This window comes from Sandarakinorhabdus rubra, from assembly GCF_010994245.1.
Classification (GTDB): Bacteria; Pseudomonadota; Alphaproteobacteria; order Sphingomonadales; family Sphingomonadaceae; genus Sandarakinorhabdus; species Sandarakinorhabdus rubra.
The window spans coordinates 1-16,636 of sequence record NZ_WMHO01000031.1 but is presented as its reverse complement, the minus strand read 5'-3'; the positions used below and the strand labels follow the sequence as shown (position 1 = coordinate 16,636).

12 protein-coding genes are annotated in these 16,636 nt (G+C 66.9%); 3 read left to right on the top strand and 9 right to left on the bottom strand.

Features of this window, described 5'->3' with window-relative positions; all coding sequences use genetic code 11:
* Nucleotides 1-150: 150 nt before the first annotated feature.
* The 9 genes from GJV64_RS03535 to GJV64_RS03495 all read right to left on the bottom strand — a co-directional run bounded on the left by GJV64_RS03535 (nucleotide 151) and on the right by GJV64_RS03495 (nucleotide 10,956).
* On the bottom strand, nucleotides 151-1,497 hold the full coding sequence (locus tag GJV64_RS03535; RefSeq protein ID WP_235927580.1) for a glutamine synthetase family protein: 1,347 nt from the start codon (nucleotides 1,495-1,497) through the stop codon (nucleotides 151-153).
* Between the two features lie 13 nt (nucleotides 1,498-1,510).
* Entirely contained in the window at nucleotides 1,511-2,893 is a 1,383-nt protein-coding gene (locus GJV64_RS03530) for an aspartate aminotransferase family protein (protein ID WP_235927579.1), read from the bottom strand.
* A 17-nt stretch (nucleotides 2,894-2,910) separates the two neighbouring features.
* Nucleotides 2,911-3,657, bottom strand: coding sequence for a gamma-glutamyl-gamma-aminobutyrate hydrolase family protein (locus GJV64_RS03525; protein WP_164155902.1), 747 nt, complete (start codon nucleotides 3,655-3,657; stop codon nucleotides 2,911-2,913).
* The gene (locus tag GJV64_RS03520) at nucleotides 3,654-4,772 is read right to left on the bottom strand and encodes an ABC transporter ATP-binding protein (RefSeq protein ID WP_164155901.1); all 1,119 of its coding nucleotides are present in this window, start codon (nucleotides 4,770-4,772) and stop codon (nucleotides 3,654-3,656) included. Before GJV64_RS03520 ends, GJV64_RS03525 begins: the two co-directional genes overlap by 4 nt.
* Nucleotides 4,772-5,596 carry an ABC transporter permease gene (locus GJV64_RS03515; RefSeq protein WP_164155900.1) on the bottom strand — a complete coding sequence of 275 codons (825 nt, stop codon included), beginning with the start codon at nucleotides 5,594-5,596 and terminating at the stop codon, nucleotides 4,772-4,774. The genes GJV64_RS03520 and GJV64_RS03515 overlap by 1 nt, the downstream gene beginning before the upstream one ends.
* Nucleotides 5,593-6,477 carry an ABC transporter permease gene (locus GJV64_RS03510; RefSeq protein WP_164155899.1) on the bottom strand — a complete coding sequence of 295 codons (885 nt, stop codon included), beginning with the start codon at nucleotides 6,475-6,477 and terminating at the stop codon, nucleotides 5,593-5,595. The genes GJV64_RS03515 and GJV64_RS03510 overlap by 4 nt, the downstream gene beginning before the upstream one ends.
* Complete coding sequence (locus tag GJV64_RS03505; protein ID WP_164155898.1) at nucleotides 6,474-7,541, bottom strand: ABC transporter substrate-binding protein; 1,068 nt, start codon at nucleotides 7,539-7,541, stop codon at nucleotides 6,474-6,476. Before GJV64_RS03505 ends, GJV64_RS03510 begins: the two co-directional genes overlap by 4 nt.
* The gene (locus GJV64_RS03500) at nucleotides 7,534-8,919 is read right to left on the bottom strand and encodes a glutamine synthetase family protein (RefSeq protein ID WP_164155897.1); all 1,386 of its coding nucleotides are present in this window, start codon (nucleotides 8,917-8,919) and stop codon (nucleotides 7,534-7,536) included. Before GJV64_RS03500 ends, GJV64_RS03505 begins: the two co-directional genes overlap by 8 nt.
* Nucleotides 8,920-9,072: 153 nt before the next feature.
* On the bottom strand, nucleotides 9,073-10,956 hold the full coding sequence (locus tag GJV64_RS03495) for a flavin monoamine oxidase family protein (RefSeq protein ID WP_164155896.1): 1,884 nt from the start codon (nucleotides 10,954-10,956) through the stop codon (nucleotides 9,073-9,075).
* A gap of 150 nt (nucleotides 10,957-11,106) precedes the next feature.
* Here GJV64_RS03495 and GJV64_RS03490 point away from each other — a divergent pair, with 150 nt between their 5' ends.
* The 3 genes from GJV64_RS03490 (at nucleotide 11,107) to ggt (ending at nucleotide 16,561) form a co-directional block, all read left to right on the top strand.
* Nucleotides 11,107-11,628: a hypothetical protein gene (locus GJV64_RS03490; protein WP_164155895.1), complete on the top strand. Its 522-nt coding sequence runs from the start codon at nucleotides 11,107-11,109 to the stop codon at nucleotides 11,626-11,628.
* A 220-nt stretch (nucleotides 11,629-11,848) separates the two neighbouring features.
* Nucleotides 11,849-14,728 (top strand): TonB-dependent receptor plug domain-containing protein, encoded by a 2,880-nt coding sequence (locus GJV64_RS03485; RefSeq protein ID WP_164155894.1) that lies wholly within the window; start codon nucleotides 11,849-11,851, stop codon nucleotides 14,726-14,728.
* Between the two features lie 135 nt (nucleotides 14,729-14,863).
* On the top strand, nucleotides 14,864-16,561 hold the full coding sequence (gene ggt / locus GJV64_RS03480; protein WP_164155893.1) for a gamma-glutamyltransferase: 1,698 nt from the start codon (nucleotides 14,864-14,866) through the stop codon (nucleotides 16,559-16,561).
* The last annotated feature ends 75 nt before the right edge of the window (nucleotides 16,562-16,636 follow it).

Genomic DNA, 16,636 nt, shown 5'->3' with positions numbered 1-16,636 from the left:
GTTCGGCGAGGTGCAGCGCCGCCGACAGGCCGGTGGCGCCGCCGCCGACAATGGCGACATCGGCGCGCACATCGGCGGCCAGCGCAGGACGCTCGGGCGCGGCATGGGCGGTGGCCGCATACCAGCTGTGCGCGAAGGCGAGGCTGTCGGTCACACCTTCAGAAGCAGGTGGTCACGTTCCCAGCTGCTGATCACGCCCTGGAAGGCCTCCAGCTCGGCGGCCTTGATGGTGGTGAAGCTGCGGAAGAAATAATCGCCCAGGAGCACCCGCACCGGATCGCAATCGTTGAAGCGCTCCAGCGCTTCTTCCAGGCTGCGCGGCAGCGTGCGTTCGAAGTTATAGGCGTTGCCCGACGTTTTCGGTGACGGCTCCAGCTCTTCCGTCATGCCCAAATAGCCGGCGATGAGCGTAGCGGTCATCGCCAGATAGGGGTTGGCATCGGCGCCGGGCAGGCGGTTCTCGACGCGGCGGTTGTGGCGATCGGTGATCGGAACTCGGAGCCCGCAGCTGCGGTTGTCGCTGCCCCACTGCACGTTGATCGGCGCCCCATGATCGGGCCGCATCCGGCGGAAGCTGTTAACGTTGGGCGCGAACATCGGCGCCAGCGCGGGCAGATAGCCCTGCAGCCCGCCGACGAAATGGCGGAACAGCGCGGCATCGCTGCCGTTGCTGTTGGCAAAGAGATTGTGGCCATCGGCCAGGTCCACCACCGACGTGTGTAGGTGCATGGCGCTGCCCGGCTGATGCTCCATCGGCTTGGCCATGAAGGTCGCATAGACGCCGTGCTTCAGCGCCACCTGCCGCACGATGCGCTTGAACAGCATCACCTGGTCGGCCACCCGCACCGGATCGCCGTGCACGAAGTTGATCTCAAGCTGGGCGGTGCCGGCTTCGTGGATCATGGTGTCGAGGTTGAGCTCGGCGGCCTCGGCATATTCGTAGATCGCCTCGATCAGGTCCTCATGCTCGGTGATGGCTTCGAGGCCATAGGGCTGCGACGAGGTTTCGGCGCGGCCCGAGCGGCCGGCCGGCGGGGTGAGCGGGATGTCCGGATCGGGATTGGGGGCGGTGAGGTAGAATTCCAGTTCCGGCGCCATCACCGGTTGCCAGCCCTTTTCCTCATACAGCGCCAACACCCGTTTCAGGAGGTGGCGCGGCGAAGAGGCCCAGGGCGTACCATCGGCATGATGGGCATCGGCGAACACGTAGGCGGTCGGCGTCTTGAATCCCGGCGCCACGCACAAGGTTGTGGGATCCAGCCTCAGAACCATATCTGGGTCGGAAAAGGCCTCCACATGCTCATCGACATCGGCATAATCGCCGGTGATCGTCAGCGAGAAGATCGACGAGGGCAGCCGCAACGCGTTGTTGCGGGAAAACTGCACCAGCTTGGCGGCCGGGAACACCTTGCCGCGTAGCACGCCGTTCATGTCGGGCACCAGGCATTCCACTTCGGATATGCCCCGGTCACGCACCCAGTCGCCGATGTCGGCCATAATTGGTCCCTTGCTATCCTTCGTCTGCCAGCGACTTCAGGGCCGGTTCGGCCGCAGTGAGCGCGTCGGCAATCGTGTCCACCAGCCGATCAATCTCGGCATGGGTGATGATGAGCGGCGGGCTCATCACGATCGAATCCTTCACCGCCCGCACCATCAGGCCCCTGGCGATGCAGAGGTCACGCACGACAATACCCGAGTTGCGGCCAGTTCCGAAGCGCCGATTGGTGCCCGGTTCGGCCACGATTTCAACAGCGCCAATCAGGCCCAGGCTGCGCGCCTCCCCCACCAGCGGGTGCTGCGCCAGTTCGGCCAGCCGCCGCGCCAGATAGGGGCCGCTGTCCTCGCGGGTGCGGCGCACGAGGTCCTCGCGCTCCATGATCTCGAGGTTCTTCAATGCCACCGCAGCGGCGGTCGGATGGCCCGAATAGGTATAGCCATGGACGAAATCATCGGGGTTGGACTTGATCGTCTCGACGATGAAATCGGCGACACCCACCGCCGAGATGGGGAGGTACCCCGACGACAGGCCCTTGGCCATGGTGACGAGATCGGGGCTGATGCCATAATGCTGGTGGCCGAACCACTGTCCGAGCCGGCCGAAGCCGCAGATCACCTCGTCGCAACAGAGCAGCACGCCATATTTGCGGCAGATCGCCTCCACCCGGGGCCAGTAGCCGGCGGGCGGGATGATGACCCCGCCGGCGCCCTGCACCGGCTCGCCAATGAACGCCGCCACATTCTCCGGCCCGGCGGCCAGGATGGCATCCTCCACCGCCTGCGCCGCGCGCATGGCAAACGCCTCTTCGCTTTCGTCGAAGCCCTCCACGAACTTGTAGGGCTGCATGACGTGGACAAAGCCGGGCAGCAGCGGGCCCCCTTGCGCGTGCATCGGCGCCATGCCGCCCAGGCTCATGCCGGCAATGGTGGAGCCATGATAGCCGTTGGTGCGCGCGATGATGATGTTGCGATTGGGTTCGCCTTTCACCTGCCAATAGTGGCGCGCGGTGCGGATCAGCGTGTCGATGGCCTCGCTGCCCGATGAGTTGAAGAAGATATGCTGGAGCCGCCCGCCCAGCAGCCCGGCCAGTTTGGTTGCCAGTTCCACCGTGGGCGGCGTCGTCGTCTTGAAGAAGCTGTTGTAGTAGGGCAGCTCCAGCATCTGCTTGTATGCTGCGTCCGCCAGTTCGGTGCGGCCATATCCGACATTCACGCACCACAGGCCGGCCATGCCATCCAGCAGCCGCACGCCGTCGCCATCGATGATGGTGGAGCCTTCGCCGCGCACGATGATGCGGCTGCCGCCCATGTCTTCCACGGCCTGCCAGTCCTGCTGGGGCGCGAGGTGATGGGCGACGTCGAGGCGCCTGAGTTCGGCGACGTCATGGTTGCGCAAAGGTGTGGCTGGTGGCGTCATGCAGGACCATCCGGAACAAGCGGCTGGCCGCGCAGGGCACGGCCGAGCAGGTGGAAGAAACGGGCAGAGTTAGGGTCAGTGTCGGGCGCCCATTCGGGGTGCCATTGCACGGCCAGCAGCGGCGCGCCACCAATGCGCGACGAGACCGCCTCCACCATGCCGTCGGGTGCGGTGGCTTCGACGGTGAGGCCCTCGCCCAGCCGGGCGATGCCCTGATAGTGGACGCTGTTGACGGTGAGGCGGGTCGCGTCGTGGGCGCGCGCCAGCAGGCCGCCGGGGCTGAGCGCGACATCGTGACGATGATCGAACATCGCCATGAACGGCACATCATCGGGGGCGTGGTGGGCGAGTCCCTTGCCGGCCTCGCGGGTGAGCGTGCCGCCCAGCGCCACGTTGATCTCCTGCAGGCCGCGGCAGATGCCGAACAGCGGCTTGCCCCGCGCCAGAACGCTGTGCACCAGCCCCGTGGCAATCGCGTCGCGGCCCGGATCGAAGGGCGGATCGCCCGTCTCCGCCTCGCCATAGCGCGATGGTTCAAGGTTCGACGGACTGCCGGTCAACAGCACGGCGTCCAGCCGGTCGATCACCTCCTCGGCGGCCATCAGATCGGGCAGCGACGGCACCAGCAGCGCGGCACAATCGGCGTGGCGCATGGCGGCTGTCACGTAACGGTTCATCACCGCCTGCGCCGGCTCGACGCCAACCTGCCGCGTGCAGCAGATGATACCGAGCACCGGTCTCATGTCAGCAGCACCGCTGGCGAACAGGCGTGCCAGGCCAGCCAGACCGTCTCGCCCAGGGCGAAATCCTCCTGGTCCCAGCGGGTGAGGTTGGAACGCAGTGCCTTCAGCCGCTGGCCATCGGCAAGTGTCACCTCATAGAGGCTCTCGCTGCCGAGATAGGCGACATGGGTGATGGTGCCGGCCACCACGTTGCGCCCCGGCGGCGCATCGCCGGGATGGGGCGGCGCGTCGGCCCACTTGTGCAGTTCGATCTTTTCGGGCCGCAGCGCCAGCCACAGCGTGGTGCCGGCCGCCCCGGTCACGCCATGATCGATGAACACCGGCTGGTCGACGCCGGCCACCGCCACCTCGGCATGATCGGGCTCATCGACCACCAGCTGCCCTTCCAGCAGGTTCACCGAGCCGATGAAATCGGCGACGAAGCGGCTGGCCGGGAATTCATATAGGTCAGACGGGCTGGCCACCTGCTGCAGCAGGCCGCGCTGCATCACCGCGCAGCGATCGGCCAGCGCCAGCGCCTCGTCCTGATCGTGCGTCACCATCACGAAGGTGATGCCGACCTGGGCCTGCAGCTGGCACAACTCGGTGCGCATCGCTTCGCGCAGCTTGGCATCCAGCGCGGACAACGGCTCATCCAGCAGCAGCACGCGCGGCCGCTTGACCAGCGCACGGGCCAGCGCCACCCGCTGCCGCTGCCCGCCCGACAGCTGATCCGGCTTGCGCCCGCCCAGCCCGTCAAGTTTGACCAGCGCCAGTGCCTCCTCCACCCGGCGCGCACGGTCCGCCGCATGGACGCCATCGACCTTCAGGCCATAGGCCACGTTGTCGGCCACGCTCATGTGCGGGAACACGGCATAGTTCTGGAACACCATGTTGACCGGCCGGCGGTTGGGCGGCACCAGCGTCACGTCCTCGCCATCGATGAAGATGCGGCCTTCGGATGGCACCTCGAAGCCGGCCAGCATGCGCAGCAACGTGGTCTTGCCGCAGCCTGATGGGCCAAGCAGCGCGAAGAACTCGCCCTCCTTCACCTCCAGGCTGACGTTGTCGACCGCGACCACCTTGCCATAACGCTTGGTGACGCCTTCGAAGTGGATGATGCTGTCCCCCTTCATCACGCCGCCTGTTTTGCAATGTCGGCCCCCTGCAGCCACAGCGCCAGCGCGGTGAGCGCGGCGGTGAGCAGGATGAGCAGGGTGGAGGCGGCGTTGACCGCCGGGGTGACCGAGAATCGCACCATCGAATAGACCTTGATCGGGAAGGTGATCGTGTCTGGCCCCGAGGTGAAGAAGGTGATGACGAAATCATCGAGGCTGAGCGTGAAGGCCAGCAGCGCGCCGGCCACCAGCCCCGGCACCAGGTGCGGCACCATGATGTCGCGGAAGATGCGCCACTCGCTGGCGCCCAGATCGCGCGCCGCTTCGGCCAGCGCGCCATCGAAGCCGGCCAGCCGAGCCCTGACCACCAGCGCCACGAAGCTGAACGAGAAGGTGGTGTGGGCGATGATGATGGCGCCGAGGCTGAAGGGCCAGGGCAGTTCGCCAGGCCACGGCACGATGGCCGTGAAGAACACCAGGAAGGCGACGCCCAGGCAGATTTCCGGCACCACGATCGGCAGGCCGAGCGCGGCCTCCAGCGCGGCCTTGCCGGCAAAGCGGAAGCGCCACAGCAGCAGCGCCGCGGCCGTGCCGAGAATGAGGCTGATCAGCGTGGAGGCCGCTGCGATCACCAGAGAGTTGCCGAACGCGGTGAGCAGTTCGGTATCGGCGAACAGTTCACGATACCAGGTGAGCGAAAAGCCCCGCCACACCGTTGTGCGGCGACTGTCGTTGAAGGAAAAGGCGACCAGCGCCACCAGCGGCAGATAGAGGAAGAGGCCGACCAGCCCCAGCCACAGCCGGAGCGGCCAGCGCCCCAGATAGTCGAGCGGGCCTCTCATGGCGCACCCCCGGCATGGCGGCGGACAATAAGCGACTGCAGCAGCAGGGCCGCAAACGTCATGTACATCAACAGGAACGACAGCGCCGCGCCGAACGGCCAGTCGTTGGCGGAACGGAACTGGCGCTCGATGACATTGGCGATCATCTGGCTGTTGGTGCCGCCGAGCAGATCGGGCGTCAGATAGGCACCCAGCGCCGGGATGAAGGTGATGATGATGCCCGAGACGATGCCGGGCAGCGCCAGCGGCACCACCACCCGGAACAGCGTGGCGAGATGGCCGGCACCCAGATCAAGGCTGGCCTCGATGAGCGAGCGATCGAGCCGGTCGAGCGCGGCATAGAGCGGCAGCACCATGAACGGCAGGTGGACATAGACAAGGCCGACGACGACGGCGAAATTGTTGTTGATCAATGGCAGCGGCTCGAACGGCCCCAGCCCCGGCACCAGCGACCAGATCGCCCCGATGCCGCTGTTGATCAGGCCTTCGGTGCGCAGGATCGCCATCAGCGCATAGGTGCGGATGAGCAGGTTGGTCCAGAACGGCAGCATGACCGCCAGCAGCAGCAGCAGCTTGGCGCGTGGGGACGCAAAGCTGATGGCCAGCGCTACCGGCAGGCCGAGGATGAAGCAGATGAACGTGGTGAGCGCCGCAAAGCCCAAGGACTTCAGCAGGATCGCCAGATAGAGCGGTTTCAGTGCACGGGCATAATTGGCCCAGCTACCGGTGATCGCAATGTCCACCAGCGTGCGGTTCTCGCCGAAGCTGTAGGCCCAGATCACCGCCAGCGGCGCCAGGAACAGCGCGAGCAGCCAGACGATGGGCGGCAGGCCGGTGGCGGCGAACACGCCGCGCGCCGCGCCGGGGCGTTGCAGCATCATGCCGCCATCACCCTTGTGATCGCCTCTTCGACAGCGCGGATATGGGCGATGGACTGGAAGCGGCCATATTCGCTGCGCGCCATCGCTGGCCCGCTGGGGAAGATCGCCGGGTTGGCGCGGTATTCCTCCGGCATCAGCGCCAGCGCGGCAGCATTGGGCGTCGGATAGCGGATGGTGCGGGTGATCTCTGCCCCGACCTTGGCATCGAGCAGGAAATTGATGAAGCGATGGGCATTGTCGGGCCGCGGCGCGCCGGCCGGCACGCACAGGCAATCGCTGTTGAACAGCGTGCCTTCACGCGGGACGACAAAGGCCAGGTCATCATCCTCGGCGATCACCTGCGCGATGTCGCCATTATACTCCACCACGAGATCGATCTCGCCAGCGGCCAGCAGATCCTGGCCTTCGTCATGGTGGAACAGCTTCACGTGACGCTTCTGCCGAATGAGGAGTTGGGTCACCTCCTCCATCACCGCCGGGGTGACGGCGTTGACCGAATGGCCGAGATAGCGGGCGCCCAGCCTTATGAGGTCATCCCCTTCCGCCAGCAGGCCGATGCGCCCCGAATAGCGATCGGAATCGAGCACCCACTTCCAACTGTCCGGCACGCCATCCACGCGGGACTTGCGATATCCGATGCCGAGCGCCAGCCAGGTATAGGGCATCGACCAGCGTCGCCCCGGATCATAGGCGACATTCACGAATTCCGGCGCCAGATTGGCCCGGTTGGGGATGCGCGCATGATCGAGCGGGCTGAGCATCCCCGAGATCTGCAGGCGCGTGACAAACTCGTTCGACGGCACGATCACGTCATAGCCGGGGTTGCCGGCGCGCAGCCGCGCGAACAGTTCGTCGTTGTTGGCATAGTGGCTCATGTTCACTTCGACGCCGGTGGCGGCCTGGAAGTCGGCCAGCGTCGTCTCGCCGGTATAAGTGTCCCAGTTGTAGAAGTTCAGCCGCTGCTCCTCGCCGTTGGCGCCCTTCGGCCAGCGGCGCGCGCAGCCGCCCAGCGCCAGCGCCACCGCCAGCCCGCCGAAGGCGCGCCGGGAGAGCCGGTCAGGCATTCGCCAGATACCAGTCGTGATCGAGCGGCGGGATCACCGCCATGTAGCGTTCCTGCTCGGTGCGCTTGACGCTGGCGAACATCGCGATCGTGGCTGTTCCGAAGTAGGCCGGCAGTATCTGCCCCGCCTCCAGTGCCCGCACCGCGGCAAACCAGTCCCCCGGCAGTGCCGCGGCTGCCGGATCGGCGGCCGCCGCCGCGGCATAGCCATCGCCCACCACGGGCGGGCCGGGATCGATGCGGCCCGCAAGGCCATGGTGGACGCCGGCCAGCAGCGCGGCCAGCGCCAGATAGGGATTGGCGTCCGCCCCGGCGATACGATGTTCGATATGGCGACCGGCATCGGCCCCGGCGGTGATGCGGAAGCTGGTGGTGCGGTTGTCCATCCCCCAGCAGGCGGCGACGGGGGCAAAGCTGCCGCTGCGGAAGCGGCGATAGCTGTTGGCATTGGGCGCGAAGATCGCGAAGCTTTCCGCCAGCGCCGCCTTCAGCCCGCCGATGGCGTGCAGCAGCGGCGCGTTGGGTGCCCCATGCGGGCTGGCAAAGATGTTGGCGCCAGCGGCATCATTGATCGAGACATGCAGGTGCAGGCCATTGCCGGCAGCCTCGGCAAAGGGCTTGGCCATGAACGTCGCCAGCATGCCGTGCCGGCGTGCTACCTGCTTCACCAGCCGCTTGTAGAGCACCACGTCATCGGCCACTCGCAGCGGGTCGGCGCGGTGCTTGAGGGTCAGTTCCATCTGCCCGGGGGCATATTCGGAAATGGCGGTTTCTAAAGGGAGCCCGGCGGCATCGGCGGCGGCCCACAGATCGGCCAGGAACGGCCCGGCATCGTCCAGCTCTTCGAGGCCATAGGTGCCGTGTGTGCTTGGCCGGGCCCCGCCCATGCGCGCCGGCCGTGGCGGCTGGCCATCGGCGCGCTCACGATCAACAAGGTAGAATTCCAGCTCGCAGGCGACCACCGGCATGTATCCCGCTGCCACCAGCCCGGCCACCACGCGCGCCAGCACCGCCCGGCAATCGATCTCGCACACGGTGCCGTGCGCTTCGAACAACGAGGTGATGACGGCGGCGCGGCCCGGCGCGGTGGGCACCAGCGTGCCGGGCGCCGGCCGGGCAAAGCGATCGGAATCGCCGTTTTCCCACACCAGCCCGGTGTCGAAACAATCCTGTCCCGTCACATCGGCCACCAGGATGGACACCGGCAGCGGCCGCCCGCCGTAATAGAGCGCCGCCAGTTCATGGGCGCGGATACGCTTGCCGCGCGCCGTGCCGGAAAGGCCGGTGAAGATGATGTCGATGAAGCGGACATCGGGGTGGGCGGCGAGAAACGCCGCCGCCTCGGCCGGGGTAGCCACCGGCGGGCTGATGGCGGGCATCACCGGCGCACCCCGGCCGCTCCGATTGAAACCAATGCCTGCATCCCGGCCCTTCCCTTCGCTGCCCGACAGTCGCAAACGGCAGCGCAGGCAGCAACCCCCAAGCATGCTCTCAGGGGCTGGCAATTTGGCCCATGGGCCTCGGTTGAGGCCTCAGGTCAGACCTCTGCTGACCAGCAGTTCCTGCACGGCCCTGTCGGCCATGTCGATGGCGGTGTTGGTGAAGGCCGCCGCCCCGGCATCGGCGTTGGCAATGGCGATGCGGCCGAAGCTCTGGCGGGCAAGGATGTGCGGGCGCTCCTCATCCGGCACGTCGGGATCGGCGAGCGTGTCATAGGTATAGCTGTAGCCGTGCGGCCAGCGGTTGACGGTGATGGCGGCGATGTCGCGCGCGGCCTCGAACCCGCCGGGGCCGAGCATGCGCTGCAATTGCTGCCGTATCTCGCGTTCGATGGTGGCAAAGTCGGTGGCCAGCATCTCGGCCCGGCCGATGCGGTTCTGGTCCTTGCGCGGCAGGCCCGGCTTGTTGGGGTTGCGCACCATGTGGATCACCACCGGCTCGTCGGGCGTCGCGGCGCTGGCATAGCCGCCGATCGCCATCGGCACATCGAGCGCCGCCGTCGTGTGATAGCCATTGGGAGCGTGGATGGCGCGAACGCCCAGCTTCGCCCAGGCCTGCCAGTTGCGGATCAGCACGTTGGTGTATTGCATTGGCACCTTGGCCGGATAGAGCAACGCCGCCTTTTGCGCCGCCGGCAGGCCGGGCACGATGAACGGGATGACATTGTTGAAGCAGGCGAGGATGACGTTTGCCGCTGTCACCGACACCCGCCTGCCATCCTTCACATAGACGACGCGCACCGCCTTTTCGGTGCTGCGTGTGACCTTGCCGATATGCTCGACGCGCACCACCATGCTGTTCAGCCGGATGCGCACCTTGTTGGCCGGATTGTCGAGCGCGGCATAGCGGGCCGGCGCCAGCACCACGCTTTCCTGGTCCAGCGGGCCGGGAAACACGCCGGGCACCAGCCGGCTGACCAGCAGGCGGGCGACCGAGGCATTGCCATCCGGCCAGTGGAAATGCTGGGCATCGGCCTGGATCTGGCCGGGCAGTTCCATGCCGGCAAAGCCCGGCGAGCGGCGGCCCAGCGCCACCTCCCAGGCCGGCACCGTGTCCACCCGCTTGTTGTTGCGATACCCCTGGCCGGTGAAGAAGGGCAGGCTTTCGGGCAGCAGCTTCGCATGCTTCAGCAGGAAATCCTGATAGCTCATGCGCTTGAGCGCCTCGGCCTTGGCGTCGGGCGACAGGCCTGGCAGATGGTCAACCACCTCGGTGTGCAGCCGCGTGAGATCGGCGCGCACGGCGCCCGACAGCGGCGCTTCGGCAAAGAACTGTTGCCACGGCTTGCGCCCGGTGCCGGCCACCAGCCGATCACCGGCGAAATGCTCGCGGTCGAAGAAGGTGCCGGGTGCAAGGCCGGCATAGGCCTTGGTCTCGTAGCGCTCGTAACTGGTGAGATCGACGCCGAGATCGGCGAGCAGTTGCTTCGAGACATAGGAGTAGGGAAACGGCGTCTCGATGCTCATCGTGCCGCCATAGGAAAGGATGGTGCGGCCGCCGTATCGGAACTCGTTGCGCTTGGCGTGGCCGCCGAAATCATCGTGATTGTCGAGGATCAGCACCTTGCGATCCGCGCCCAGCGCCTGGGCATGGAACCAGGCGGCGGAGAGCCCGGAAATGCCGGCGCCAACGATCACCAGATCATGATGCTCGCCGCTGTCCTCGGCGCTGAGCGGCCCGTCGAAACTGCCGTCGCGCGCTGCGTGGCCGTTCTCGAAACTGCCGGGATATTGCCCGCGCAGGCCAGTCTTGAGCGGTGGATACTCCGCGTCGGCCCCTTGCGGGCCTTGCGCCCAGGCCGGCAGGCCAGGCGCGGCGGCCGCCAGTGCCACGCCGCCCAGGAAATCGCGCCGGGCGATCGGCCGGTCCAACCCCAGCGCGCGGTCGGACCATGTCGAATGCGTTGCGTCGGCCATGCTGCTCCCCCTTCTGGCGCCAATGTTCGACGCCAGGGCGCGGATTGGCAACGGGGAAGATGACAAAAATGCCGCACCCCGCACAGGCGCCGGCTTGCGCTGCCCGCACAGCCCGGACAGACTGTCGCGGCTTTCGACGGGAGATCGACCATGCGCGCCACTGCCAGCCTAGCCCTGTTCGCCGCCCTGCTGGCGTCGCCGCTGGCTGCGCAGGCCCCGCCGAAGGCCGAGATTTGCCGCAACGATGCCCGCTATCGCGCCCAGGATTTCACGCTGGGCAACTGGGACGTGTTTTCCGGCACCACCAAGACCGCCGAGGTCTCCATGACGCTGATCCTCAACGATTGCGTCATCGAGGAGCGCTGGACCGGTTATCGCGGCGGCGATGACAACGGCATCGGATTGTTCAACTTTTCGCCGTTGCTGGGCAACTGGGGCTATTATTGGGCCACCGATGCCGGCACCACGACCAGCTTTCGCGGTGGCCTGATCCGCCCCGGCGAGATGCGCTATGTCACCGAACGGCCGCTGGGCGGCGGCAAGGTGCGGCTCCGCCACTGGACGCTGTCGGCCAACCCCGATGGCAGCATCCGCGAACTTTCGGTGGGCAGCGAGGACGGCGGCCAGACCTGGTCGACCGAATATGACCTCAAGTGGGTCCGCCGCCGGTAGCGACCAGCTATACTGAGGACGCAAAAAGCGGGGCGGCGCACTGCCACCCCGGGTGACAACTTGCCACTGCGTCATTTTGCTAGTGTAAAATCGCGGACATTCCCCCTCTACGGCGCCCTTCGCTTTACGCGCTGGCGCCGGCCCCTTTCCGACGGCTGCCAGCGCCGGGCGGGGTCTTCGCGGCGCATAGCCGATCATTGCAACAGGGGAATGACAGTCGATGCAGCAGAATGTTCTGGTTCGAGGCCTTGGGTTCACCTCGCTGGCGGCACTCGTCGCCGCGCTGACGGCAACGACGGCTACTGCGCAGACGGCCACGGCCGTTGCCGCCGCGGACACCGAAGAGGCCGCGCCCGAAGAAATGGTGGTCACCGGTTCGCGTATCGTGCGTGACGGCTCCAGCGCCCCGGTGCCGACCACGGTCGTCACCGCTGACGACATCGTCCAGCGCAACCCCATCAACATCGCGGACTATGTGAACCAGCTGCCGGCCATCGGCCAGGGCCAGTCGCCGCGCGCCACCACCCAGTTCGTTAACACCAACGGCGGCGCCAACCAGATCAACGCCCGCGGCCTTGGCATCAACCGCACCCTGGTGCTGCTCGATGGCCGCCGCGTCGTCGGCTCGGGCCTGCTGCCGGCGGTTGACGTCAACCTGCTGCCGCAGAACCTGGTCAAGCGCGTCGACGTGGTCACCGGCGGTGCCTCGGCCGCCTATGGCTCGGACGCCGTGGCCGGTGTCGTCAACTTCATCCTCGACACCGATTACGAGGGCATCAAGGGCCAAATCAACTACGGCCAGACCGACAAGAATGATGGCCGCGTGATCAGCGGCGACCTGGCCTTCGGCACCAAGTTTGCCGGCGGCCGCGGCCGCCTGCTGCTGAGCGGCAACTATGCCAAGAGCGACAGCATCCGCATGTCGGAAGGCCTGCGTGACTGGTTCCAGCCCGGCCTGCGCACCCTGAACAACCCGAACTGGACGGCCACCAACGGCCAGACCGGCCAGATCGTGCGCACCGACGTTGGCCTCATCAGCACACCGGGCGGCGTGATCGCCGGCGGCCCGCTGGCCGGCATCAACTTCCTGCCGGGCGGCGCAGTCGGCCAGTTCCAGTTCGGCAACATCATCCAGGGCTCGTTCCAGTCCGGCGGCAGTGTCGAGCCGGCCAGCATCCGCGCCGCGCTGCTCCCCACACTGGAATATTACAGCGTCTACGGTCGCCTGAGCTATGACGTGACAGACAACGTCACCGCCATCTTCGAGGCGACCTATGCCGGCAACAGCACCAACAACTGGTCTGCCTACTACAACCGTAACGGCACCGGCACGAACGGCGCGCTGCTGATCCAGCGCGACAACCCGTTCATCCCGGTGACCGTGCAGCAGGCCATGGACCAGGCTGGTGTCACGTCGTTCCGCATGAACCGCATCTTCTACGACATGATCAACGGACCGGGCCAGAACCCTGGCGATGCCGGCTACAATCGCCGCCAGAGCCGCCTGCTGTTCGCGCTGGAGGGCAGCTTCGCCGACAGTGGCAAGTGGCGCGCCTATTACCAGCGTGGCCGCAGCCAGGTCTGGTACACGCGTGACAACAACATCGTCGTCAGCCGCTTCAACCAGGCGGTGGACGTGACCGCCAACCCGGCCACTGGCGGCATTGCCGGCGTGGCGGTGGGTGCGCCGGTGTGCCGCTCGACGCTGACCAACCCGACCAATGGCTGTATCCCGATGAACCTGTTCGGCGAAGGTTCGCTGGGCGCGTCCTCGGTCGCCTGGGTCACCGGCGCCGCCGATGGCTTCCGCACCCGCCAGGACCTCGACATCGCGCTCGACGTCTACTCGATCGACGCCCAGTACAGCCCCTTCTCCACCTGGGCTGGCCCGGTCTCGATCGCGGCAGGCTTCGAGTATCGCGAGGAATCGTTCGTCGCCACCTCTGACGCCCAGTCGCAGTCCCGTGTCTGGTTCGTCGGCAACTTCCAGCCCGGCGGCGCTGGCTACAACGTGAAGGAATTCTTCGCTGAAGCGCTGGTGCCGTTGCTGAAGGACGACACCTACGGCAACCTCGAATTGAACGGCGCCGTGCGTCGCACCGACTATTCGACGAGCGGCGAAGTGACGACCTGGAAGGTGGGCGCCACCTACGGCATCGGCGACTTCCGGGTGCGCGCAACCCGTTCGCGCGACATCCGCGCGCCGAACCTGAATGACCTATTCGCGCCGCAGAGCACGTTCGTGAACCAGTTCCAGGATCGCAGCCTCCCGGATAGCCCGACTGTGCCGTTCGTCACGCTCAACGGCGGCAACCCGCTGCTGACGCCGGAAATCGCCGACACCTGGACGGTGGGCGGCGCCTACCAGCCGAGCTGGGCGCCGGGGCTGACCGCGACGGTCGACTGGTACAACATCAAGATCAAGGATGCGATCTTCGGCGTTGGCGGCCAGTTGCTGCTCGACCTGTGCTATGGCTTCAACCGCCCGGCCAGCCCGTCGGCCTGCCAGTCGATCGTCCCGGTCGCCGGCAGCACCGGCCTTGCTGGCGCCACGCTGCTGACCGGCGGCATCAACGCCCAGAACGTGGAAGTGGAAGGCATCGACTACGAGATCAGCTACCGCACCAACCTCAGCAACATCTCGGCCAAGCTGCCGGGTTCGCTGTCGCTGCGCGTGCTGGCCTCGCAGCGCATCACCGACCAGACCAACCTGCCGGGCGACACCACCCCGCCGGACCTGGGCACGCCCACCAGCCTGAAGTGGCGCGGCTTCGGTTCGGCGACCTATGCGGTGGGCCCGAGCCGCACGACGGTGACGGCACGCTACCTTGGCCCGGGCGTCGTCAACAACCTGCGCCCGACCGAGCGCAACGGCCTGCCCGCCGAGTGGAACCGTCTGCCAGCCGTGTGGTACTGGGAGCTGTCGCAGAACTTCGACATCAAGGTTGGCAACAGCACGGTGACCGTGTTCGGCGTCGTCGAGAACCTGTTCGACCAGGATCCGCCGCCGACCCCGAACAGTGGCACCTCGTTCGGCACTTCGGCGGTCTATGACCTGCTGGGCCGCAGCTATCGCCTGGGTGTGCGCTTCAAGATGTAAGCGCGCCCTGGCCTCGGCCAACGGACAAGGGGCTCGCGCCACCCGGCGCGGGCCCCTTTTTCGTGCGGCGACTGGCCCATTGACGTTGCCCGCCGCGCTGTGGCCTGTGGCGCCGACACGACAAGGGGGACCGACATGAAGAGACGCGCTTTGGCCGTTCTGGCGGCCATGATGGCCACCGCTGCGCCGGCACAGCAGTTCGATCCCCTCCCCGGCCAGCGCGCCAATGGCTGGGCGGGACAGACGCGATCGGAAGTGGTGGCCAGCGAGGGCATGGTGGCGACCAGCCATCCAATGGCGGTGCAGGCCGGGATCGACATATTGAAGGCCGGTGGCAATGCCTTCGATGCCGCCGTGGCCGTGGCCGCCGTGCTCAACGTGGTGGAACCCGGATCGGCCGGCATCGGCGGCGATGGCTTCGTGCTGGCGTGGAGCGCGGCCGAGAAGAAGATGGTGGCCCTGGATGGATCGGGCCGCGCGCCGACCGGTGCCAGCATCGAGCGGCTGAAACGCCTGGGTCATGCGCGCGTGCCGGGTATCGGCATCGAATCGGCGGTGGTGCCGGGCGCTGTCGACATGTGGGACGTGCTGTTGAAGCGCTATGGGAGCCGCGACTTCAGGGCGGTGCTGGAGCCGGCCGCGCGCATTGCGGAAACCGGTTTCGGCATCAGCGAGCGGATCGGGCGCGACTGGGCCGATGATGGCCAGATCCTGAACAGCGATCCCGAAACCGCGCGCGTCCACCTGCCGGGTGGAAAGGCGCCGCCGCTCTACAGCCGCTTCACCAATCCCGATCTCGGCAAGGCGTTCCGGCTGCTGCAGCAGGGTGGCCGCGACGCCTTCTACAAGGGCCCCATCGCGCAGGCGATCATCCGCCGCGCCGGCGAACTGGGCGGGCAGATCACCCAGGCGGATTTCGATAGGGTCCATGCCGAGTGGGTGACGCCCGTCTCCACCAGCTTCATGGGCCACGAGGTGCTGGAAATGCCGCCCAGCACGCAAGGGTTTGCCGTGCTGGAGATGGTCAACATCGTCGAGCAATGTGCGCCCGTGCTGGGTGTCGACGTGGTGCGCGAAGGCCCGCGCTCGGCCAACTACTGGCATCTGATGGTCGAGGCCAAGAAGCTGGCCTATGCCGATCTCGAACGCTTCAACGGTGATCCTGCCATTACCCCGGTCGACACCGGACGCCTCACCTCCAAGGCCTATGCGAAAAGCCTGTGCGGGCGCATCGACATGAAAACGGCCAGCGCTGTCGGCCCGGCCAGCCAGCCGGTGGGCGGCACTGTCTACCTGGCGGTGGCGGACCGCTTCGGCAACATGGTCTCGTTCATCTATTCCATCTATGGCGAGTTCGGTTCCGGCGTCACCGTGCCGGGCTATGGCTTCGTGCTCAACAACCGCGCCGCCCAGTTCAACATGGACCCGGCCAGCCCCAATGCCATCGCCCCCGGCAAGCGGCCCTTCTACACCCTCATCCCCGGCTTCGTGACGAAGGATGGCCAGCCATCGATGGCGTTCGGCCTGATGAGCGGCGACCAGCAGGCGCAAGGGCACGCCCAGGTGCTGATGAACATGCTGGTGTTTGGCGGCAACCCGCAGGCGGCCAGCGACGCCGCCCGCTTCAACCACAGCCAGCGCCGCAACCGGCTGACGCTGGAAGGCGCGCTGTACGATGCCGTCGGCGCCGAACTGAAGGCGCGCGGCCACGACGTGGTGCAGGGCAATGGCGACCTCATGGGTGGTTATCAGGCGATTCTGCGTGACCCGGCCAGCGGCCTCTATCGCGGCGCCTCCGACCACCGCAAGGATGGCATGGCCGCCGGTTATTGAGGCGGTGAGCACCGCCATCGCCATCGCGGCCGGCGGCGCCGGCCGCCGGCTGGGCGGCGCCAAGCCGCAGGCGCT